A 23092-nucleotide genomic window follows, 5' to 3' on the forward strand; every position below is an offset into this window, starting at 1 on the left:
TGTTCATACCCTGTTAGATAATTACATGTACTTCTGCCGGTGGTGGTGGCAATTGTATTTCGTCTGTAGAGCCCACACTCTTGTTGCCTGTTCCGATAGATGCAGACACCCATTTGAAGAAAGACATCAGTGTAGAACTATCGGCAGTATCCAGGTGTACTACTGTATCTGTCAGTTCTTTCAGGAAGCTGTCCTGTGCTTCCGCACCAGCGGCGCAGGCTACTAAAGCGGCCAGGTTTTTACTTTTGATCTTAGGCACCACCTCACGGAAAGCTGCCAGATCGGAAGGCTTGCCGTCTGTCATAAGGAACAGCAGTGGGCGCCAGTCTCCTTTCTGGGTATCATTTCCTTTGATCACTTCGTTATCCAGCTTAGTGCATAGCAGTTCCAGTGCAGCGCCCATATTGGTAGGACCGGATTCCGGCGTAGTGATCTCAGGTAGTTGCAATGACTCTAAAGCGGTCAATGGCAGGAGCTGTTTCACTTCCCTGTCGAAAGTGATAATGCTGATCCACACAGATTCCAGTGCAAAAGGATCCTGCCTTAATTTCGAAACCAATACCTGCAGTCCGTTTTTCACTGCCTCTATACGTTCGCCCCTCATGGAGCCGGAGGTGTCAAGCAACAGGTAAACCGGAAGTCGTCTCATGATTGTGTTATATTAAATTCGATTACGCATATTTTCCCAGGAAGTCTTCCAGGCCACCTTTCTGGCCAAGGCCTACCGCCTCAAAACGCCACTGGTTGTCACGTTTATAGATACGGCCAAATTCAACGGCTGTCTCGATGGAGAAGTCTTCACCCAGTTCATATTTCACCAGTTCCACATTTTTAGCTGCATCATAAATGCGGATAAATGAATTGCGGATCTGACCGAAGTTCTGTTTACGCTGCGCAGCTTCATGAATGGTTACCACCACGCAGATTTCTTTTACTGCAGGATTGATAACAGACAGGTCCACCTGGATTGTCTCGTCATCACCATCACCTGCACCAGTGCGGTTATCACCGGAATGTTTCACAGCACCATCCGGAGACTGAAGATTATTATAAAACACGAAATACTCGTCTGCCAGGATCTTTCTGTTTTCTCCCAGGAGGAATACAGAAGCATCCAGGTCACATTCGCCACCTGTGTGTGATTCATTGATATCCCATCCTAAGCCAATTGTGAATTTTGGTAGTTCAATATTGGCTCGTTCTCCTTTTTGCAAATTGATTGCCATGATGGTATGATTTTTTGAAGATGATCAAATAAAAAAAATGCATTCTTTCTGTACTCTTCCATCTGGTAGTAATTATTGCTGATGCAGCAGTCGGCCAGTTCCTGCAGGAAGGCCGGCGTCTGTTTCATCAGCAGTTGTTCATACTCCGCAAAAGGTGCATGGAGTAAGTATTTTACCACCCTTGTATTGAACCTGAATGCAGGTGAACATATCACCGATTCAAGGCTCTGGAGGGAATGTACACTATAGTAATTCAGTTTGTTTTCTATGTTGGGATGAATATTACTATTCAGCAGTTGTGCATAGTAGAGGAAATAAGCAGTATTGTCCAGCTCATACCGTTGCAGCAGGTTGCGGATGATCAGTTCATGACTTCCTGTAATACGGATATCATCCATAAAGATCAGCGTCTTTCCATACAGGAACTCTTTATCCATATGGTATTTATCATTGATGATAAGCGCCTTCCTGCTTTCCATATCCAGCGCTCCGTAATCAATGCTGTATGTCTTAAAGCGATGGATCTTGGTGGTTTCTGCAGGATTATATCCATTCATGCACAGAAACCTGTTCAGCACTTTTATAAACGCAACAGTCATGTAATAGGACGCCGTGGGGATACTGGTGTAAGGGCTTGGCACCACTACCAGCTGATCATTCTCTGACAACCTGTTTCCGTAAGTAGCAATGAAACCTGCAGCCAATGCAGCGCCGAATGCCTCCGCAGCTGCTCCGTCCCCGAATTTGAAGCGGCTGTAAGCAGCAGGATCAAAAGGGAAATGAACATCATCTACAATGTTATGTAAGGCATAAACATCTTTCATTTAACAACTTATTTAAGGGGTTATTAACAATGTCTGTCAGCGTTGCATATATACCCATACGTTGAGCCCCCTGTACATCGGCTACCTGGTTATCGCCCAGGTGCCAGATCTGCGCGGGAGTAATATCTGCATGCAGCAAAACGGTATTTTCCAGTAAGCGGCTGAACATCTGTACATCCGGTTTAGAGTATCCTGTTTCATCTGAATACAGCTGGAATGCAAAGTGGGCGTCCCATCCCCATCCTGCCATTAGTTTACGCAAAGTCCGTCCCTGAATAAATCCTGTATTGCTCAGCAGATTTGTGGTAATACCCTGTGCCTGCAAAGCGGCTAACAACTGTTTTGTGTCCTCGTATAAAGGCAGCGGAGGATATTCAAATAAGAGTGCCTCGGACAAACTGTAGAATTCCTCCAGTTTGTCCGGTGGCACACTTTTAATATCAATACCCAACAGGTGCAGACATAACAGATACATTTCGAATGTATGCACATTACGCCCTGTTATTTCGTTCATGTTATTGATCAGTACATCTGTCTCTCTGAACGCAGCTTCCACCTTTTCCGGCGTGTAGAACTCCAGCGAAAAGAAGGAACGGAACAGGGCTGCACGCTTCGTTTTAAAGGAAGGATGCGAACGGATTAACGTCATCCACAGATCGAAAGATACATGCCTGGTTTTCTCCATGTTACACAACGATATTCACTTCCGGTGGAGGTGGCGGCAGTTCATTCAGGCCGGCTACTTCTTTATCACCGCTTTCCACTTTCTGGCTGCCGGTGCTCACGGAAGCAGACACCCATTTGAAAAAGGCTTTGATAGTAGCTGCATCTGCCGTATCGAGTGATACCACGGTATTGGTGATCTGTTTCAGGAGGTTTACATCTGCGCCGTTTCCTGCAGCACAGGCCACTGTAATACCTATTTTACTATTCTGAAAAGCATTCAATCCACTCTGCCACTGATCGGTTGGGATACCGTCCGTCATCAGGAACACCAGCGGTTTCCAGTCACCTTTCACATCGATGGTGGATTTTGCCACTTCCCTGTTAATACTGTCTGCCACAGTCTGCAGCGCAGCTCCCAGTGATGTACCACCTGCTGCCTTCAGTTCCGGCATCTGGAAAGAAGACAGATCTGTCAGCGGTACCAGTTGGCGTGCATCACTATCAAAGGTGATCAGGCTAATGAATGCTGTTTCCAGTGCATAAGGATCCTGCCTCAGTGTTGAGATCAGTACCTGTACACCATTCTTTACGGCTTCTATAGGCTCACCGCTCATAGAGCCTGAAGTATCCAACACTAAATAAACCGGTAATCTTCTCATGAATGACTCTAATAGAAAGGGTTAATTAATAAACGTAGTTCCTGAGGATCTCAACAAAGCTGTCTGCAGGTTGAGGATCACCCAGTGCTCTGAATTTCCAGGTACCGTCCTTACGATATACTTCTGCAAATACAAGGGAGCACATGTTATTGTATGATGCGTCTCCGGAGAGATTGAATTTAACGATTTCTTTTCCTTTATTATCTACTGCGCGGATGAATGCGTTTTCGATACCACCGAAGTGTTGATTACGCTGGCGGCCCTGGTAGATAGATACTACAAACAGGATCTTCTCATATCTTGCATCCAGGCTATCCAGTTTCACGATGATCTGCTCATCATCTCCATCACCGGCGCCTGTGCGGTTATCGCCTGTCAGCCAGATATTGCCTGAAGGGTGACGCTGGCTGTTGAAGAAGATCACATCTCCCTGGTAGAGACTCAGGTTGCGGCCGTCATTGGTTTGTACGGTCTTACCCAGGTCAGCTACCTTACCATTTTTATCCAGCAGGAAGGCGATTGCATCGAGGTCAAATTCTTCTTCCTTGCTGCCCAGCAGCTTACCCAAAAAGCCACCGCTTTTTTTACGGACATCCCAGCCCAGACCAATTGTTACTGTGGAAAGATCGTAGGTTTCCCCCTTGTCATTTTTACGGAGGTCAATGGTTTGTCCCTTAACTAAGTTAATTGCCATAAAGTGTATTTCAATAGTGTGTGATAGAATAGACTATTTAATGATCTGTCCTTTGTAGTATTTACCCAGGAAGTAAGCCAGGTCTTCTTTATAACCGATACCTGAAGCTTCGAAACGCCATTTGCCATCTTTCAGGTACAAGCGTCCGAACTCTACTCCGGTTTCTACTGAGAAGTCTTCTCCGAGTTCATATTTTGCTATTTCCTCTCCGTTGGCATCATTAACAATACGGATATATGAATTCCTTACCTGTCCGAAGTTCTGCTTACGTGCTATTGCATCGTGGATGGTTACAACAAACAGTATTTCCTTGATGTCCTGCTGTACTTTGGACAGATCTACCTTGATTGTTTCATCATCTCCGTCGGCGCTGTTACCGCCGGTAGGATCATCACCGGTATGCTGTAATGCGCTGTCAGGAGAGTTGGTGTTGCCATAGAAAACAAAAAATCCTTCTGTTGGGATCAACCTGTTGCCATCTATCATAAATGCCGACGCATCCAGATCAAAATCATTCCCTGTCCCTTCGTTTGGATTCCATCCCAGCCCTACGCTGATCTGGGAAAGTCCGATATCAATTTTTTGTCCCTTCTGTAAATTAATTGCCATGAAATGTTAAATGTTTGCAGGGTTTAAAATGTATTGTGATTATTGATTAACAACTGTTGCTATCGAGCATTTTGACAATATGCAGGCTTAAAGTTATAACCAGATTCTCGGAACCTACTGCCCTACATCAGGTTACAATTTGTGAATATATTTAAAATTATATATTCCCGGCTAAATTTCGTTATAAAAGTTTAGTTAAATAATGGTCGCACCACATAAGACCTCGATGGAACCCAGCCATTTATCTTATAGACGATTATAAGTGATTTTTATTCTAACCCGATTTTCATACTTTAGCCGCGCCAAAGTGGAAAACCTAATGTCAATCACAGTAACACAGCTAAGTAAGGTATACGGGGAGCAAAGGGCGGTCAATGATATTTCCTTTTCGCTCAGCAAGGGGGAAATAGTAGGCTTCCTGGGGCCTAACGGCGCCGGAAAAAGTACTACCATGAAGATGATCACCGGCTACCTGCCACCCAGTGGCGGTACTGCCAGTGTATGCGGATATGACGTTGCCACCCAGCCAATGGAGGTAAGACGGCGTGTTGGCTACCTGCCTGAAGCCAATCCCCTGTATTTCGATATGTATATCCGGGAGTTTCTGGGATTTGTGGCACAGGTACATAAACTGGGTAAAGACACTGACAAACGCATATCTGAGATCATTGCCATGACGGGTCTGCAGCCGGAAAGCAAGAAAAAGATCGGTGCCCTGTCCAAGGGATATAAACAGCGTGTGGGACTGGCCCAGGCCCTGATCCATGACCCGGAAGTACTGATCCTGGACGAGCCTACCTCCGGCCTCGACCCTAATCAGCTGGCCGACATCCGTCAGCTTATCTCCGAACTTGGAAAGAACAAGACCGTTGTATTGAGTACGCACATCATGCAGGAGGTAGAAGCTATGTGCAGCAGGGTCATAATTATCAATAAGGGCAACATTATTGCAGACGATACCCTGCAAAACCTGCAACAAGGAGGTACTGAAAATGGTTATATCCTCGTATCCTTCGGAGAACCGGTACCATCAGACACAGATTTGCAACAAATAGCAGGCGTAACAAGAATAAAACAACAGGATGCCAATACCTGGCAATTATTTGCTGGTAATCTGGAAGAAGTACGTAAAAACCTGCTACAATTTGCTTTGATAAATAACAGGAACATCCTTTCTTTGCAAAGCAATTCACAAAGCCTGGAATCTATCTTCAGGGAATTGACAAAGTAGGAGGGTTCCGGCATGCATAACCGGTCGGTAACTAATTAGCTTACAAATTATTATATTAAAACAATTGAACAACAATGAGTACCATTTCAGCAATCCATGCAAGGCAGATTCTTGATAGCCGCGGAAATCCTACTGTAGAGGTAGATGTAACCACAGAAGACGGTCACTTTGGCCGTGCAGCCGTTCCATCAGGTGCTTCTACCGGTAAGCATGAAGCAGTTGAGCTGCGTGATAACGACAAAGCCGTATACATGGGTAAAGGTGTTATCCAGGCTGTGAACAATGTGAACGATATTATCGCTGAAGAACTGATTGGCTGGGACGTGAAAGACCAGGCCGGTATCGATAAATTCCTGATAGAACTGGATGGTACTGAAAACAAAGGTAAGCTGGGTGCTAACGCTACCCTGGCTGTGAGCATGGCTGTTGCCAAAGCTGCTGCTGACGAAGCTAACCTGCCGCTGTACCGCTACCTGGGTGGCGTAAATGCTACTACCCTGCCTATTCCACTAATGAACATCATCAATGGTGGTGTACACGCTGATAACAAAATTGACTTCCAGGAATTTATGATCGTTCCTGTAGGTGCTACTTCCTTCTCTGAAGGTCTGCGCTGGGGTGTTGAGGTGTTCCATCACCTGAAATCCGTTCTGAAAAAGAAAGGTTACAGCACTAACGTAGGTGACGAAGGCGGTTTCGCTCCTGAAATCCAGAGCAACGAAGAAGCGATCGAAACTGTGATCGCAGCTATCGAGGCAGCTGGTTACAAACCAGGTGAGCAGATCGCTATTGCACTGGACGCTGCCAGCAGCGAAATGTTCAATGACGCTGACAAAACTTACAAATTCTATAAGAGCTCCGGCAAAGTGATCAGCAGCGATGAAATGGTTGCTTTCTGGGCTGAGTGGTGCAAAAAATATCCAATCGTTTCTATCGAAGACGGTATGGCAGAAGACGACTGGGCTGGCTGGAAAAAACTGACCGAAGCTGTTGGTGCTAACGTACAGCTGGTAGGTGATGACCTGTTCGTTACCAACGTTAAACGTCTGAAAACCGGTATCGACCAGAGCACTGCTAACAGCATCCTGATCAAGGTTAACCAGATCGGTACTGTTACTGAAACGATCGATGCAGTGAACATGGCGCACAAAGCAGGTTATACCTCTATCATGAGCCACCGTTCCGGCGAAACTGAAGATACTACCATCGCTGACCTGGCAGTTGCCCTGAACTGCGGCCAGATCAAGACCGGTTCTGCTTCCCGTACTGACCGTATGGCCAAATACAACCAGTTACTCCGTATCGAGGAAGAATTGGACAACGTGGCTTATTATCCGGGAAAATCCGTTAAATTTGGTAAGAAGTAAGTAACGAGCCCGATTGAATCTCGTACGTCGAATTTCGGGATCTGATCTTTGATGACGATAATTTAATTAGTGGTCCATCCATATTGCCGGGTTTTGAGTTACTTCGAAACCCGGCTTTTTAAACAGCCATTTTACGGCTATATATCAATCACATATGCCAATGCCAGGTTTAAAATCTATCAAGGTGCCAGCTTACATGCGAAATAAATATTTCGTATCTGCCGCCGCATTCCTGATATGGCTGGCGTTTATTGACAGTAAAAATTTCATCTCACAGTACGAATTACAATCCGAGGTTAACAAACTGGAAGCACAAAAATCTTTCTTCCAGGATGAGATCAGTAAAACCAGGAAAGAACAACAGGAGCTGTTGTCTAGTCCGGAAAAGCTGGAAAAGTTCGCCCGGGAAAAATACCTGATGAAAAAAGATGATGAGGACCTGTTCATTATCACAGAGAAAGAATAAAACGCGCTTTTTCGCCTCTCCACGTTAAGCCTTCCCTTTCCTGGCCGGATTTTAAGATAGACCGGCTATCTTTACTTTCGAAATATTTCATTTAGGCCGACAATACATTTTGCACAATCTCCGTTATATAGTTAGGAACGAATCATTTGTATTAAAAAAATATTGCATGGGGAATTCTACACACTCTTTTTTTGCCTTACATTCTGTGACCAGTAGCGCTAATAAACCTAAAAAGATGACAAACCAGGACCCGGAATTATCTCGTGAAGAAGAAATTTGTCTGAATCAAACAAGAAAAGCGCTGGATACTATCCGTTTTTCTCCAAGGCCAGAAACTCTGCAGGCTATCGCTGATTATGCAAGGAAGGTTACGCCTTCAAAATAGTATAACAGCCCAAGGCTATAGCTGTCACGTCCGTAAGCACCTTATGGACGAAAAGAATAGCTATCGGTAGTACATCCGGCATATTTGCAGCATATTATCTTTGCCCTATCTTTACAGATATGACAAAGAAAGAACGCTTTGCCTTTGTTCTCAGCTATTTCGAAGAACATGCTCCCAATGCAGAGACTGAACTGATTTACGACAATCCTTATCAATTGCTGGTAGCGGTCATCCTGTCTGCACAATGCACGGACAAACGCGTTAACATGACCACACCTGCTATCTTCGAAAAATACCCGGATGCGGAAGTACTGAGCCACGCCACATTCGACGAATTATTTCCACTGATACGCAGCATCAGCTACCCGAATAATAAGACCAAACACCTCATTGGCATGGCGCAGATGCTGATGGAAGACTTCAACGGGGAGATTCCTTCCACCGTAGAAGAACTGGTCAAACTGCCAGGCGTTGGCCGTAAAACAGCCAATGTCATCACTTCCGTTATCCACCAGCAACCTAATATGGCCGTGGATACCCATGTGTTCCGCGTTTCTGCCCGTATAGGACTTACCACCAATGCAACCACTCCCCTTCAGACAGAAAAGCAGTTATTGAAATATATTCCTACCGAAAAAGTGCATATTGCCCATCACTGGCTAATATTGCATGGCCGGTATATTTGTGTGGCCCGGACACCCAAATGTGAACAATGCGGACTAAGACCGGCATGCAAATATTATCATAGCTTGCTACGGGGCTAATAACTGACCAGACAACGTAACTGCATTTTATGGGAAAGCCTTTTTTAACTGCTGACTGGCGTAACCTCTTGATGATCAATTTTGAGGCAGATCCTGCCGTATTGCAACCATTGGTACCTCACAATACAGAGCTCGATACCTGGCATAACAGGCTATATGTCAGTCTGGTGGGATTCATGTTCCAGAATACCCGCGTAAAAGGCCTTTTCCTTCCCTTTCACCGCCACTTCGAAGAAGTGAACCTCCGTTTCTATGTGCGTTATAAAGAAGCAGGCATATGGAAAAGAGGCGTTGTGTTTGTGAAAGAGATCGTTCCTAAAAGAATGATCACCTTTGTGGCCAATACTGTCTATAAAGAGAAGTATGCTACCCATCCCATGCGGCATCAATGGCGGCATACACCTGATAATCTGCTGGAAGTCAGCTATGAGTGGAAGGTTGACCAGCACTGGAACTTCCTGAAAGCCACCGCAGAAAAAGAGCCCATTCCTATTATTGCCGGCAGCGAGGCGGAGTTTATTACGGATCATTACTGGGGATATACACAGACGGCGGCAACACGCACAGGTGAATACCAGGTGGCTCATCCACAATGGAGAACACACCGCATTATCGAATATAGTTATCATTGTGATGCTGCTGCACTCTATGGCCCTGCCTTTGTTCCTATGTTACAGCAGGCTCCTGTCTCTGCATTACTGGCGGAAGGTTCCGACATCAGCGTCATGCCAAAAAAATTGCTGTAAATCATCACCATCTGTACTACTAATTTGGAATTTCGATTATATTTTACTTATCTTTTGCCGCTAAAGTTTTTTACAGAGCTATAAAGTCTAAAATTCGTTATGAAATCAGGTACTCGCTTACAGTTGTCCGTTATGATGTTCCTTGAATTCTTTATATGGGGATCATGGTTCGTTACGTTGGGAACATTCCTTGCCAAAAATCTTCAGGCATCCGGTCTGGAGACTGCCAGTGTATTCTCTACACAGTCATACGGAGCCATTATCGCTCCCTTCATCGTAGGGATGATCGCAGACAAATACTTCAATGCAGAAAAGATTCTGGGTATTCTGCATCTGGTTGGCGCGGCGCTCATGTTCCAAATGTATCGCGCTGAAAGCGTGAGCGTATTTTATCCTTATGTATTTGCCTACATGGTACTCTACATGCCCACTCTTGCCCTGGTGAACTCTGTATCTTTCCGCCAGATGAATAATCCTGAAAAGGAATTTTCTACTATCCGTGTATGGGGTACTATTGGCTGGATCGTAGCCGGACTTACCATCAGCTATGCCTTCCACTGGGATTCAGCAGCTGGTACTGATGCAGGTGAGCTGAAAAATACATTTGCTATGGGTGCTGTAGCATCCCTGTTACTGGGCCTGTTCAGTTTCACTCTTCCTAAAACGCCTCCTGTAAAAGACAAGGCTCAAAAAGATAGTATAGCAGAAATATTAGGTCTTGATGCAATTAAACTGCTTAGCAACAAAAACTTTCTGATATTCTTTATATCATCCATCCTGATCTGTATTCCTTTAGCATTCTACTACCAGAATGCACACCACTTCCTCGAGCAGTCAGGCCTGGAAAATCCTACAGGGAAAATGGCCATTGGCCAGGTATCCGAAGCACTGTTCATCCTGCTGATCCCTGTGTTCTTCAGTCGGTTTGGATTCAAAAAGACCATCATGATCGGTATGCTCGCATGGGCAGTACGTTATCTGCTCTTTGCTTATGGCAATGCGGGTCCACTCGCCTTTATGCTTATTACAGGTATAGCGCTGCATGGTATATGCTATGACTTCTTCTTTGTTTCCGGACAGATATATACTGATCAGCAGGCAGGAGAAAAATATAAGAGCGCAGCTCAGGGACTTGTAACTCTGGCTACCTATGGCATCGGAATGCTGATTGGCTTCTGGGTTGCAGGTATCATTTCTGACTATTACACTACACATGCTACCGATAGCTTCTGGCAGAAGGTATGGATGATTCCTTCCATCATTGCTGCTGTGGTATGGTTGCTGTTCATGGCAACATTCCGCGACAGCAAAAGAGAAGTAGTAGCATAATCTTCTGTTACATCACATAACCACTCCGCAGTGAACTACCTATATCAACCTGGTGCTTTACTGCGGAGTTTTCATTTGGCCCGGTTGTTATCACTTAATTCAATCAGATATTTATGCAACGTATTTCCATGTTAGGCTCTGGCTTTATCGGCCGTTTCTATGCAGACTCACTACAGGGTCAGAGAAGCCGGGATAAGATTGTCAGCATTTATTCCCGCAGGGAAGAAAGCGCAAAGAAATTTGCAGAAGACTACCATGTAGACCACTGGACTACCGATATGGAAGCGTCCATTGCACATCCGGATGTGAATGTGGTTTGCATCTCCCTCCCCAACAATTTGCACGAAGCTGCAGTAGCGCTTTGCTGCAAACACAAGAAAGGTGTGATCTGTACCAAACCCCTTGGCCGTAATGCAGAAGAAGCCAAACGCATGCTGGAAATGGTGGAAGCTGCCGGTATCTTCAACGGTTACCTGGAAGACCTGGTATACACACCTAAATTCCTTAAGGCACTGGAAAGTGTTAAGAACGGTGCCCTGGGCCGCATACTCTGGGCCAAATCAAGGGAAACACACCCTGGTCCCCACAGCGAATGGTTCTGGGATAAAGAACAGGCAGGCGGAGGTTGTATCCTTGATCTCGGATGCCATTGCGTTGAGATCGCACGCAGCTTCATCGGCAAAGATATCAAACCGGTAGAAGTAATGTGCTGGGCAGATACACAGGTGAAACCTATTGACGCAGAAGACCATGCTATCGGTCTCGTAAAATATGAGAATGGCGCCATCGGTCAGTTTGAAGTAAGCTGGACATTCCGCGGCGGGCTTGACCTGAGAGATGAGGTAATGGGTACTGAAGGTACTATCTGGCTGAATAGCTTCCTGCGTACGGGTTTTGATATGTTCACCACCGGCAAGGGTGCTGACTACGTAGCAGAAAAAGCAGAAAGCAATAGCGGCTGGTTATTCCCTGTAGGTGACGAATTGAATGAACTGGGTTATAACCACATGTTTGCAGACATGTTCAATGCTATTGAGAACAACAAACCCGCAAGAGAAACCTTCTACGATGGCTATGTAGTAAATGCTGTATTGGATGCTGCTTACCGCAGCGCTGCCAGCAAACAGTGGGAACCTGTAAAACTGGATATCTGGCGTGGACAGACAGGGTTAAGCAAACCTCAGACCCTGGTGGATTATGATGCAGACCACTACCTTGTGAAAGAAGAAATGACCCATTTCGGCGCCAGGAAACTGATCCTGAAAGAGAAGAAGAGCGGTCAGATCGTTGAGCGGGTGATATAAATTTATAAACAAAAAAGGGGCTTCAAATGAAGTCCCTTTTTATTTATTTGTAAAATCAATGTCGATTTAACTGCTGATACTTTAAACCCTGATAATATAAGCCTTCCCCAATGCCTGGGATATCTCCACCTGCACCAATGTCCCTTTTTCGTATTTATAGACGTTTCTTTTCCCCTCAGGTAGCAACAGCTCATAAAGTCCATTTCCCAGAGAATTAAGCGTCAGAAAGATGCCTAATGTCTCAGAAAAGATCTTTGTGACCTGCCGTGGCTCCATAAAGTACATCTCTCCCACGGAATGCACGATCTCTGTGGTATTCAGCACTGACTTTTCGCCATTCTGTACTACGGAATAATTCTTTGCCTCCCGTTGTGTGATAATGGTCTTGTTGTCAGCATCCTTACCCGAGCTTTTTATCACCTTTGACCTGACAAGGATGTTGTTGTCAAAATCGCAGGAGATGTCGAGGTTGAATTTAGCCAGCAGTTTCATGTCCACTTTACTTTGGATAGAGATATTGCGGGAAGCCCCATTCACTTTGCAATGGGCGGTGACGTTGCCGATAACGTGGTTACTGAAACGTATTTCGTAATTATGCGTTTGGGCGTGTAACAATGCACTGTTCAATGTAAACAGGCAGATAAACAGTGAAGACCAGATGGCGCCTTTCATGATAAAGCTTTTGGCTATGTTGTAGTAATCCGTTCGTATATAGCAAACGTGCCGTGGCCTGTTTTGTTATATAGTATTAAATATAATAAAAATCCTGCCCCGAAAGGCAGGATCCTATATAAAATAATCATGAATCGTTTGGGTAATCACTACATCCGCCTGATCCTGCTATAGTTAGCTGACTATGGCGACTGCTGGCTATTACAGCATTTCTTTGATCTTCGTTACCAGTTCTCCTTTAGTGATAGGCACACCCATGATCTTGTTATAACCTACCGCATCAATCAGGAAATGTTCACGGATGATCTTAATGAGCTGACCATTGTTGATCTCAGGGATCAACACTTTGTCATAGCTGTGCAGGATCTCTGCCAGGTTCTTAGGGAACGGACGCAGGTACCTGATGTGTGCATGCGCTACTGCATGTCCCTCTGCCAGCAGTTCCAGTACGGCACTTTTGATAGCGCCATAGGTAGAACCCCAGCCAAGTACCAGCACCTTACCTTTTTCAGGGCCCAGCTCTATCTCCTGAGGAGGAATGTGATCAGCGATCTTGTCGACCTTCTCCTGGCGGATACGCACCATTAACTGGTGGTTTTCCGGATCATAGCTCACGTTACCGGTGATGTTCTGTTTTTCCAGACCACCAATGCGGTGTTCCAGTCCTGGTGTACCAGGTACTGCCCACGGACGTACCAGGTTCTCATCGCGGTGATAAGGCAGGAATTGCTCCTCTCCTTCTTCCAGTCCTTTCTTGAACTTTACAGGAATAGCTGGCAGGTCCTTGCTTTGCGGGAAACGCCAGGGTTCTGCACCGTTTGCAATGTAACCATCGCTCAGGAAGATCACCGGCGTCATATGTGCAACAGAAATGCGGAAAGCTTCAAATACAGCATTGAAACAATCCGATGGAGTTGATGCAGATACGATCGGCATCGGACACTCCCCGTTACGGCCATAATAAGCCTGCAGGAGGTCGGATTGCTCTGTTTTAGTAGGCAGACCAGTGGATGGTCCTCCACGCTGAATATTGATGATCAGCAGCGGGATTTCCAGCATTACGGCCAGCCCCATTGCTTCACCTTTCAGGGCCATACCAGGACCAGAGGTAGTCGTAACACCCATATGTCCACCGTAGGAAGCACCAATAGCAGAGGTAATACCCGCTATCTCGTCTTCTGCCTGGAAGGTACGGATGCCAAAATTCTTATAACGGCTCAGTTCGTGCAGGATATCGGACGCCGGTGTGATGGGGTAAGTCCCCAGGAAAACCGGCAGATTAGCCTTCTGGCTGGCTGCAATCAGACCATAAGCCAGGGCAGTATTACCAGTAATGCTGCGGTAAGTACCAGGCTCCATACGGGCCTTTTCCACATGGAAACGGGTGCTGAAAGCCTCCACCGTATCTGCGAAGTTGTACCCGGCATGTAATGCCTTCAGGTTACTATCCAGGATATCCTGTTTCTTGCCAAATTTCTCATTCAGGAAGTTCTCGGTGCTTTCCAGGTTACGGTCGTATAACCAGTACAGGAAGCCCAGCACGAACATGTTCTTTGCACGGTCTTTCTCCTTCATACCCAGGTTCACGTCCTTCAGCGCTTCACGTGTCATTTTGGTCACGTCCATGGTATGCAGCTGATAGGGTTGCAGGGAACCGTCTTCCAGTGGATTTACCCCATCAGGGTAATTGGCCAGACGCAGGTTCTTTGCATCGAAACCATCGGTATTGGCGATGATGATACCGCCTTTCTTCAGGCTTTTCAGGTTAGCCTTCAGCGCCGCAGCATTCATAGCTACCAGCACATCACAGGCATCACCGGGAGTGAATATGCGGTTGGAGGAAAAATGCAGCTGGAAGCCGCTCACACCTGGCAGGGTTCCCTGCGGGGCGCGTATTTCTGCCGGGAAGTCCGGGAATGTGCTCAAGTCATTGCCAACCAACGCAGTGTTATTGGAGAACTGGGTACCGGTAAGCTGCATCCCGTCTCCACTGTCGCCGGCAAATTTTATCACTACATCTTCTATCTGTTGAACCGAAATATTTGACATTGAATATCTTATTTAACTGTCCTTTGTTTTCAGGCCGTAAATTTAATAATTCGTTAGGTAGTAACCATTGATATATTAAATGTTAGATGCTAAAGCCAGTAATGACAAAAGTACACAAACCTGATAGACTTTTAAGTTCCGGAAGGTATAGCTATATGTTATGGCTCATAACTTTAAGTAATTGCCACGATATGGCTGTGTCCAGTTGCCTGCCTGCATATACGCCTTGCTGATACAACAAAGCTATTTTAAGTTTGTCATCTATTGTTTATGTATTCCGGAATTTGATTGGTAGTGCCGTATAACAACTGATTTTCAGCTATTTGCCCCTTACATTACAACTACCACTAATAAATAGTGATTAATTATGATTGAAATTGTAATTTAGTGTACTAAATTTTTTTATACCATGGCATTATTTCAATCCAATAACCCTGTATTTAATGAAAAGGTACTTCAGAAAGCGGGAAGCTCCCAGGCTGAAGGCACAATGACCATCAAAGGGACAATCAACAAAATGGCCTTCCTGCTAGTACTGGTAATGGCCGCAGCAGTATATGCATGGGGTGCTCCTGCAAGACAACAGGATATTATGCCTTTCCTGTGGGGAGGCGCTCTCGGTGGTTTCGTACTGGCCATCGTCATCACTTTCAAAAAAGAATGGGCACAATATCTGGCGCCGGCCTATGCACTGGCAGAAGGTCTGTTCCTGGGTGTAATCTCTGTATTATATAGTGAGTTATACGACGGTATCGTATTGCAGGCAGTGGGTATCACATTTGCTACTTTCCTGGCCATGCTGGTACTGTACAGAACCCGTATCATTCGTGCTACTGAGAAATTCAAAGCTATTGTATTCACAGCTACAGCTGGTATCGCGCTGTTCTATTTACTGGCATTTGTATTGAGCTTCTTCAACATTCGTATACCTTTCCTTCATGAAGGCAGCACTATAGGTATCATCTTCTCTCTGGTAGTAGTATGTATTGCTGCGCTGAATCTCGTTATCGACTTCGATCTGATCGAGACTGGTGCTGCTCAGGGTGCTCCTAAATATTTCGAGTGGTATGCCTCCTTCGGCCTGCTGGTTACACTGATATGGCTGTACCTGGAAATACTGCGTCTCTTGTCCAAACTCAGCAAAAGATAATATTCTTCTAATAGATAGATAGTATAAAAGCCCGCACAAATGTGCGGGCTTTTTGTTGGCAGGATGCGTCATTTTGTTGTCCCCTTTCTCCATTCTGACATGACCATATTGCACGTCCTGTCAGGCATTTGTTAAGGCCAGGCCCTCTACTGTTAAAGCCTTCGTAAAGGAATGTTAAAAACTGCCACATAGTTTTATTATAACGCCGGTGGCATGGTAATTGATTTTTACTAGTCAGTTCTTTAGATTATATATCTCAAGCAATATGCTTGCACCACAGACCATTATATCACTTTAATAATCTGGTAAAATGAGATCAGTCAGAGTAAGCATATTCGCCCTAGTAGCTGCAGCAATAGCAGTGCTTGCCTTCCGTAATACGGATGGAGGTACGATATCCGGTAAAGTAGCTCCTTTAGATGGTGCCAGCATGGTCTGGGCCGTTAAGGATGCAGATTCACTGAAAACGGATATAGCTGACGGAACATTCAATCTGCAGGGCGCCGAGGAAGGCACTTATACAGTGATCATTAATGCGAAAATGCCTTTTAGGAATGTGACCATTTCTAATGTAAGGGTAGAGGAAGGAAAAGTGACCGACCTGGGCGAGATAAAATTAGAACAATAGATAAAGAAAGCAATAGTTGGTTTTCATAGGGGTTAATCAAAAAGCCGGTTCCATACGTCTGTATGGCCGGCTCTTTTTTTTGTGTCATATTTCACCCTTCTAGGGGTAGTTGTTCCCTCCGCCGTTATAAGATAAAGCCCCTTTGACATATGAAAAAGACCAATAATAGGAAGAGTCTTCTCTATAACAGATGGAAAACGATCGGATGGGAATTACTGCTACTGGCAGTCTTTAATATTATGCTGGCATCTTGTGATAAAGAGAGGTTGTCCGGATCTGGTTATGTGGTCAGTGAAACCCGGGAAACAGGTGTATTCACTGATGTGGAAGTGGATGGTCCTATGCATGTACACCTGCAGCAAGGCTCTCCGGCCCCTGTACAGATCACGGCAGAAGACAACCTGATGCGCGTTATCGATACCTACGTGAGTGGTACTACACTGCATGTGCGTATTAAAAGTGGCGTAAGCCTGCATAACACCAGGGACATTGATATTTATCTTAAATCCGCCACCTACAATTCTGTATTTTTTTCCGGTTCAGGCAGTGTGGAAAGCCTGGATACTATAAGAACAGACAGGTTTGAATATAGATTGGATGGTAGTGGCAATGCCCGGTTTCCGATCATAACCAACAGGCTTGAAACAGAGATCAACGGAAGCGGAGACATCCAGTTGAATGGCAGCGCAAATATCTTCCACAGCAACATCGACGGCAGCGGAGATGTGCGGGGGATGGACTTTTATTGTGAGGATGCCGATATATCTGTTAAAGGCTCCGGCGGACATACACTAAATGTATCCCACTCCCTGGATGTAAGCATACGCGGCAGCGGAGAAGTGAGATACAGAGGTGCAGCCGTTGTCAGAACAGACATTGCAGGGTCAGGAAAAGTCATTAAATTATAATTTCTCGAAAGCGTCACACATGCAGGCTAGCTACATAGCAGCATTTTCAGGTACTGCCAGCAGTTTTGTGAGCAGGAATAAGGACAAAACCTATTTTTGTACTATGCCGGAAAATGCACAACTACAAAAACTTTTACAGGAGAATGAAGAGGCCTTTATGGAAACGCTCTTCAGGACCTATTTTCCCTTTGTCTGTAAGACAATTTACCGCATTGTTCAGGACAATGCCACCGCTGAAGATCTTGCACAGGATGTGTTTATCAAGATCTGGAACCGCCGCTCGGAGCTTCAGCAGGTTTACTTTAAAGCTTATTTGCACAGAGCAGGTATTAATATGGCACTGGATTATATTGATAAGAACAAACGCAGAGGAGTTCATATGCCTATAGAGGACTATATGGAGCCTGTTCAGGCAGCCCCACAGGGCGGCAGTCTGCAGCAAACCACCCGGCATATACAGCAGGCTATTGACAAGCTTCCTGAGAAATGCCGCGAGATTTTTATACTCAGCCGTTATGAAGAACTTTCCTACAAAGAAATCGCGAGCACACTCAATATTTCAGTTAAAACAGTGGAAAACCAGATGATCACCGCTTTAAAAAAACTCAGGGTATCCTTACAGGATTATCTGCAGGTGATGGTGCTATTCCTGGCAAGCGCCGCTATTTATCCTTTACTTTTACAATTTTAAGAGCATGTCGTACACCTTTGACCATATAGAATCGTTGATTGTGCGCTCGCTGGAAGGCGATCTTAGCCCGGCAGAGCAGGAAGAGCTGCAAAGCTGGCTGGAGGAAGATGACGCTAATCGCCGGTATTACGGTGAACTTCAAAGAACCTGGGACCTGACCGCTACTGCGGACGCAGACATAGCACCGGATGTTGAAGCCAACTGGGCCAGCTTTAACAGTAAGCTACAGGCCAGCAGCCAACCAACCGGTATTGTTCGCAGTTTCCGCTGGTACGCCCTCCGTGCTGCCGCCGCTGTTCTCTTACTGGGAGGCGCAGCAACTGCCTGGTACATGTTGAATGCACCCCGGCAGATTACGATACAGACAGCGGCCAATGAAACCAATATTATTGCCCTGCCCGACGGTACCAAAGCATTTATCAATAAGAACAGCAGCCTGCGTTACGCCAGCAACTTCAATAAAGGAGAAAGAGCCATCCACCTTGAAGGGGAAGCATATTTTGATGTAGTGAAAGACGATGCCCATCCCTTTGTAGTCTATACCTCCCGTACAAGAACACAGGTGCTCGGCACTACCTTCGATGTAAAGGCTTATGCGGTACAACCGGTAGAAGTGTTTGTACTCAGCGGAAAGGTGGCCGTATCAGACCAGGAAAAGGATTCAAAAGAAGTGGTACTGACAGAAGGCAGGAAAGTGACGCTGGGTAAAGATCAGCAACTGGCAGAAGATGCCATTTCCAATCACGATTTCATTGCCTGGAAGGACAATATCATGGTCTTTAATGATGAGCCTATCCGTAATGTGATCAGGAAAGCAGAGGCTTTATATGGGGTAAAAATCGTTGCTGATGAGAGTGTAGCTAACTATAATCTTAAGACAAGAATAACGCCTGATGAGCCGCTGGAACAGGTACTGGACGTAATTGCAGCAAGTGCGAATGCCAGCTGGGAGAAAGAGGGAGATGTATATAAGCTGAATAGGAAATAACAGAGGATAAAAGTCACGTAGATCGCTTCATTAGGAAGCTGTGTGTTTGTAGCGGGTGATAACCCTGAGGAAAATAACAAAATAAAAAAAGGTGGTCTGTTTGTCAGACCACCTTTTTTATTATCAGGCTCCTCCCAGTTTGCATTTCTGCAAAACTTCCCAGGATTTGCCATTATGACGGAGGAAGTACAGGTTATTCACCTTGAAGGTAGCTTTATACTCCTGATTTTCGTACTCAGGCCATGCTTTTTCAAACTGCGCATCTTCCAGGTCTTTGAAGGCCACGGTTACATGCGGAGTGAAGCCGGTACGTGCCAGCATAGTACTGAAACCAAATTCCTTACGCAGGAAGTTGATCAGCTGTCTGTGCAGGGCGCTCATTGTTTCGCTCTTTTCCACGTTGATGAACAGAACGCGGTTCTGTTTATTCGGGAAGGTACCGAAACCATTGAGGGAAACCTCAAATGGAGCCTGTGATTTAGCGAATTCTGCCAGTTCATCACAGAAAGCTTTTTCCAGTGCCGGATCTGCTGTGAAAGGTACCTGGAGGGTGATATGCGGCAGTACTTTCAGCGCATATACCGGTCCATATTTTTCAGCAAATTCCTGCTTTATTTTAATGATCTCCTTACCTACTTCAGCAGTAGGGAGTAAGGCGATAAAATAAATCTTGTTATCAGGTTTTGGTGTAAACGGTTTTCTGCCGCCACCAAAGCTTGGACGGCCACCGCCACGGTTTCCACCGCCGCCACCGCCACGGTTGTAGCCGCCACCACCGCCACCGCGATTGTAGCCACCACCGCCGCCGCCACGATTGTAGCCGCCACCACCGCCACCGCGATCGTAACCACCACCGCCGCCGCCACGATTGTAGCCGCCACCACCGCCACCGCGGTCGTAACCACCACCACCGCCGCCGCGATCGTAACCACCACCGCCGCCACCGCGATTGTAGCCGCCACCACCGCCACCGCGATCGTAACCACCACCACCGCCACCACGGTCATAACCACCACCGCCGCCGCGATCGTAACCGCCGCCGCCACCGCGATTGTAACCACCGCCACCGCCTTCACGGTCGCCATAGCCACCTCCACGGTTATAGCCGCCACCACCGCCACCGCGGTCGTAACCACCACCACCATCACGGTCGTAGCCACCGCCACCACCGTATCCTCCATTGTCGCGCGGGCGATATCCACCGCCGCCGCCATCACGATCCCCACGATTATAACCGCCGCCGCCTTCACGGTCAGAGTTAAAAGGTCTGTCATTGTCCCGGTTATAACCACCGGGTCTACCCTCTCTTTCACTATTAAAATCGGGTTTGAAGTAACCGCTTGGTCTCTCCTTATTGGGATCTTGGTCTTTCTCTGTACCAGGAGGAGAGTAGGGCCTGCGGGGGCGTTCGTTTCTCTCAAAAGTCATCTTACTTAATTAAGCGTTTGAATCAATATTAGCTATGATTTCATAAAAATGAAATACGTCTCCATAAGAGTTATATAAGGGCGCCGGTGAAATTCGAATTACTCCGGGTTCCCGCCAGTCGACGATTATACCGGCGTCAGTCATCTTTTGTTGAATTACTCTCCCTTTTTCATGGAAAAGCAAAGATAATTGAGCACCGCGTTCCTTACAATTTTTTGGCGTAATTATTTCAAATTTTATGTTTTCTATATGTTTTAACAGGAATTCAAGATAATTGGTGAGTTTAATGCTCTTATCTCTTAAAGCTGTCATCCCAGCGGACTCAAAAAGTTCCAGTGAGGCTTTTAATGCTACCATGTTAAATACCTGAGCCGTGCTAATTTGCCAGCCTTCTGCACGGCTTTTGGGTTTAAAACCCTTCTCCATTTTAAAACGGGTACTTTCTTCGTTGCCCCACCAGCCACCTAGTCGCTGCCGGTTTGTATCTCGGGCATGTCTTTCATGTATAAATGCTCCACCTACTGCGCCGGGGCCTCCATTTAAATACTTATATGAGCACCAAACGGCAAAATCTACTTCCCAGTCATGTAACTTCAAAGGTACGTTTCCTACTACGTGTGCCAGGTCGAACCCGGCTACAGCCCCAACTCTATGGGCTGCTTTCGTAATGGACTGCATATTAAACAATTGGCCGGTATAATAGTTTATTCCCCCCAATAATATTATTGCTAAGCTACTACTTTCCCGCGCAATAATTTCAAAAATATCTTCCTCTCTTATCAAATACTCACCTGGCCGGGGAGCCACTTCTATTATCGCCGTCTCAGGATCAAATCCATGCAGCCGCACCTGTGTTTCAACAGCATATTGGTCGCTCGGGAAGGCTCCCGCCTCCATCAACACCTTAAACCTTTCTTTTGTCGGACGATAGAAACTCATCAGCAACAGATGCAGGTTCACTGTAAGCGTATTCATTACTGTCAGCTCTTCCTGACTGGCTCCGACAATATTTGTTAACGGTTTACTGCAATATTGCTGATAATAAAGCCAGGGATTCTCCGCATTCCAATATCCTTCTACTGCATGATGCTGCCAATCAGTCAATTCCTGTTCTATGGCTGGTCTTACTTTTTTGGGCTGTAATCCTAAAGAGTTTCCGCAAAAATAAATCGCATCCTTTCCATTTCTCTGGGGAAAATAAAACTGTTCCCTGTGCGTCTTTAATGGGTCCGATTGGTCCTGCTCTTCAGCAAACTGCCTTGATAGTTCAAACATATTTCAAAATTCCAGGTTTCTCTTACCCGATCCCGTTTATTCCTGTACTCTACTTAAAAAAATGAGTACTTTTCCTGCCCTGGGGCAACGCGGAACCGTTATAACGTGCCTACCAATCAGTCTCCATCCAGTAAATTACCTATGCCTCCCAGTATACTGCCTTCCTCCTTGCGTTTTCCTGTACCGTAAGAAACCAGTCTTGCGGCCATTCTGCTGATAGGTAAGGATTGTATCCAGACTTTACCCGGACCTCTTAATGTGGCAAAGAACAAACCTTCGCCGCCGAAAACCATATTTCTGATGCCTCTTACAAATTCAACGTCAAATTGTACCCCTGAAGTATACGCTACCACACATCCGGTATCAATTTTTAATACCTGTCCCGGCAGTAACTGCTTCTCTATCACCATTCCCCCAGCATGCACAAATGCCATACCATCTCCTTCCAGCTTCTCCATAATGAAGCCTTCCCCGCCAAAAATTCCGGTTCCTAATTTTCTCTGCCATTCTATGCCAATACTAACACCTTTCGCTGCACACAGGAACGCATCCTTCTGACAAATCACCCTACCGCCCATCTGCGCCAGATCCATCGGAATGATCTTACCCGGATAAGGAGCTGCAAAACTAACTTTCTGCTTGCCATGGCCCATATTGGTAAATGCAGTCATGAACAGGCTCTCCCCTGTCAGTATCCTTTTACCGGCCGACATTAATTTACCTAGAAGTCCCTGATTAGATTGTGAACCATCCCCGAACATTGTTTGCATCTGAATATCCTGGTCCATCATCATAAAACTGCCGCTTTCAGCAATTGCAGTTTCCTGTGGGTCCAGCTCTATCTCGACAATCTGTATTTCTTCGCCATAGATACGGTAATCTATTTCATGGTTGCGTCGCATAGCGTATTGATATAATTTATCAGGTTAACAATAATGGTTCTCGTACACCAAAAATAAGTAATTGAAGTCGCAGTCAATTGTTAAAATTTGTTAAGGTGAAAAAAAAGAAACCGTCCCGTGGATACGGGACG

25 protein-coding genes are annotated in these 23092 nt (G+C 45.8%); 13 read left to right on the top strand and 12 right to left on the bottom strand.

Going from position 1 to position 23092, the window contains the following annotated elements; translation table 11 throughout:
• Positions 1-13 precede the first annotated feature (13 nt).
• Genes BLR32_RS18930 through BLR32_RS18960 form a run of 7 tightly spaced genes read right to left on the bottom strand, consistent with a single transcriptional unit; the run spans position 14 to position 4678 of the window.
• The gene (locus tag BLR32_RS18930) at positions 14-649 is read right to left on the bottom strand and encodes a vWA domain-containing protein (RefSeq protein WP_089834415.1); all 636 of its coding nucleotides are present in this window, start codon (positions 647-649) and stop codon (positions 14-16) included.
• A 22-nt stretch (positions 650-671) separates the two neighbouring features.
• A complete protein-coding gene (locus tag BLR32_RS18935; protein WP_089834416.1) occupies positions 672-1226 on the bottom strand; it encodes a TerD family protein in 555 nt (184 codons plus the stop codon).
• Positions 1160-2050, bottom strand: a complete 891-nt coding sequence (locus BLR32_RS18940; protein ID WP_089834417.1) for a phosphoribosyltransferase family protein — start codon at positions 2048-2050, stop codon at positions 1160-1162. The genes BLR32_RS18935 and BLR32_RS18940 overlap by 67 nt, the downstream gene beginning before the upstream one ends.
• Positions 2025-2735: an HAD family hydrolase gene (locus tag BLR32_RS18945; protein ID WP_089834418.1), complete on the bottom strand. Its 711-nt coding sequence runs from the start codon at positions 2733-2735 to the stop codon at positions 2025-2027. Before BLR32_RS18945 ends, BLR32_RS18940 begins: the two co-directional genes overlap by 26 nt.
• 1 nt (position 2736) lies before the next feature.
• A complete protein-coding gene (locus BLR32_RS18950) occupies positions 2737-3375 on the bottom strand; it encodes a vWA domain-containing protein (RefSeq protein WP_089834419.1) in 639 nt (212 codons plus the stop codon).
• Positions 3376-3400: 25 nt separating this feature from the next.
• Positions 3401-4069: a TerD family protein gene (locus BLR32_RS18955; RefSeq protein ID WP_089834420.1), complete on the bottom strand. Its 669-nt coding sequence runs from the start codon at positions 4067-4069 to the stop codon at positions 3401-3403.
• A gap of 33 nt (positions 4070-4102) precedes the next feature.
• Positions 4103-4678, bottom strand: a complete 576-nt coding sequence (locus BLR32_RS18960; RefSeq protein WP_089834421.1) for a TerD family protein — start codon at positions 4676-4678, stop codon at positions 4103-4105.
• Between the two features lie 319 nt (positions 4679-4997).
• On the opposite strand from BLR32_RS18960, the gene gldA reads away from it, so the two are divergent.
• The 8 genes from gldA (at position 4998) to BLR32_RS19000 (ending at position 12270) form a co-directional block, all read left to right on the top strand.
• Positions 4998-5909, top strand: coding sequence for a gliding motility-associated ABC transporter ATP-binding subunit GldA (gene gldA / locus BLR32_RS18965; protein WP_089834422.1), 912 nt, complete (start codon positions 4998-5000; stop codon positions 5907-5909).
• A gap of 74 nt (positions 5910-5983) precedes the next feature.
• Positions 5984-7276 (top strand): phosphopyruvate hydratase, encoded by a 1293-nt coding sequence (gene eno, locus BLR32_RS18970; protein WP_089834423.1) that lies wholly within the window; start codon positions 5984-5986, stop codon positions 7274-7276.
• 160 nt (positions 7277-7436) lie between these two features.
• Positions 7437-7742, top strand: a complete 306-nt coding sequence (locus tag BLR32_RS18975; protein WP_089834424.1) for an FtsB family cell division protein — start codon at positions 7437-7439, stop codon at positions 7740-7742.
• Between the two features lie 235 nt (positions 7743-7977).
• Positions 7978-8127 carry a hypothetical protein gene (locus BLR32_RS34095; RefSeq protein ID WP_170117374.1) on the top strand — a complete coding sequence of 50 codons (150 nt, stop codon included), beginning with the start codon at positions 7978-7980 and terminating at the stop codon, positions 8125-8127.
• A 119-nt stretch (positions 8128-8246) separates the two neighbouring features.
• A complete protein-coding gene (nth, locus tag BLR32_RS18985) occupies positions 8247-8891 on the top strand; it encodes an endonuclease III (protein ID WP_089834426.1) in 645 nt (214 codons plus the stop codon).
• 29 nt (positions 8892-8920) lie between these two features.
• Positions 8921-9637: a YqjF family protein gene (locus BLR32_RS18990; RefSeq protein WP_089834427.1), complete on the top strand. Its 717-nt coding sequence runs from the start codon at positions 8921-8923 to the stop codon at positions 9635-9637.
• Positions 9638-9736: 99 nt separating this feature from the next.
• Complete coding sequence (locus BLR32_RS18995; protein WP_089834428.1) at positions 9737-10966, top strand: nucleoside permease; 1230 nt, start codon at positions 9737-9739, stop codon at positions 10964-10966.
• A gap of 113 nt (positions 10967-11079) precedes the next feature.
• A complete protein-coding gene (locus BLR32_RS19000) occupies positions 11080-12270 on the top strand; it encodes a Gfo/Idh/MocA family protein (RefSeq protein WP_089834429.1) in 1191 nt (396 codons plus the stop codon).
• A gap of 81 nt (positions 12271-12351) precedes the next feature.
• On the opposite strand, the gene BLR32_RS19005 is transcribed toward BLR32_RS19000, so the two are convergent.
• On the bottom strand, positions 12352-12942 hold the full coding sequence (locus tag BLR32_RS19005) for a DUF6134 family protein (RefSeq protein WP_089834430.1): 591 nt from the start codon (positions 12940-12942) through the stop codon (positions 12352-12354).
• 201 nt (positions 12943-13143) lie between these two features.
• Positions 13144-14991: a 2-oxoacid:acceptor oxidoreductase subunit alpha gene (locus BLR32_RS19010; protein ID WP_089834431.1), complete on the bottom strand. Its 1848-nt coding sequence runs from the start codon at positions 14989-14991 to the stop codon at positions 13144-13146.
• A gap of 409 nt (positions 14992-15400) precedes the next feature.
• Between BLR32_RS19010 and BLR32_RS19015 the strand changes: the two genes are divergently transcribed.
• The 5 genes from BLR32_RS19015 (at position 15401) to BLR32_RS19035 (ending at position 19356) form a co-directional block, all read left to right on the top strand.
• A complete protein-coding gene (locus BLR32_RS19015) occupies positions 15401-16141 on the top strand; it encodes a Bax inhibitor-1/YccA family protein (protein ID WP_089834432.1) in 741 nt (246 codons plus the stop codon).
• Between the two features lie 310 nt (positions 16142-16451).
• Positions 16452-16769: a carboxypeptidase-like regulatory domain-containing protein gene (locus BLR32_RS19020; protein WP_089834433.1), complete on the top strand. Its 318-nt coding sequence runs from the start codon at positions 16452-16454 to the stop codon at positions 16767-16769.
• A 149-nt stretch (positions 16770-16918) separates the two neighbouring features.
• A complete protein-coding gene (locus BLR32_RS19025) occupies positions 16919-17677 on the top strand; it encodes a head GIN domain-containing protein (protein WP_089834434.1) in 759 nt (252 codons plus the stop codon).
• A gap of 19 nt (positions 17678-17696) precedes the next feature.
• Positions 17697-18368, top strand: a complete 672-nt coding sequence (locus tag BLR32_RS19030) for an RNA polymerase sigma factor (RefSeq protein ID WP_089834435.1) — start codon at positions 17697-17699, stop codon at positions 18366-18368.
• A 4-nt stretch (positions 18369-18372) separates the two neighbouring features.
• Positions 18373-19356, top strand: a complete 984-nt coding sequence (locus BLR32_RS19035) for a FecR family protein (protein ID WP_089834436.1) — start codon at positions 18373-18375, stop codon at positions 19354-19356.
• 123 nt (positions 19357-19479) lie between these two features.
• Here BLR32_RS19035 and BLR32_RS34385 read toward each other — a convergent pair whose 3' ends face one another.
• From BLR32_RS34385 to BLR32_RS19055, 3 genes are all read right to left on the bottom strand, one after another.
• Positions 19480-20784 carry a 2'-5' RNA ligase family protein gene (locus BLR32_RS34385; RefSeq protein ID WP_245705464.1) on the bottom strand — a complete coding sequence of 435 codons (1305 nt, stop codon included), beginning with the start codon at positions 20782-20784 and terminating at the stop codon, positions 19480-19482.
• A 9-nt stretch (positions 20785-20793) separates the two neighbouring features.
• Positions 20794-22059 carry a kynureninase gene (kynU, locus tag BLR32_RS19050; protein ID WP_089834437.1) on the bottom strand — a complete coding sequence of 422 codons (1266 nt, stop codon included), beginning with the start codon at positions 22057-22059 and terminating at the stop codon, positions 20794-20796.
• 116 nt (positions 22060-22175) lie between these two features.
• Positions 22176-22961, bottom strand: a complete 786-nt coding sequence (locus BLR32_RS19055) for a TIGR00266 family protein (protein ID WP_089834438.1) — start codon at positions 22959-22961, stop codon at positions 22176-22178.
• Positions 22962-23092: the final 131 nt, after the last annotated feature.

It is taken from the genome of Chitinophaga filiformis (assembly GCF_900102545.1).
In the GTDB taxonomy this organism is placed as follows: Bacteria; Bacteroidota; Bacteroidia; order Chitinophagales; family Chitinophagaceae; genus Chitinophaga; species Chitinophaga filiformis.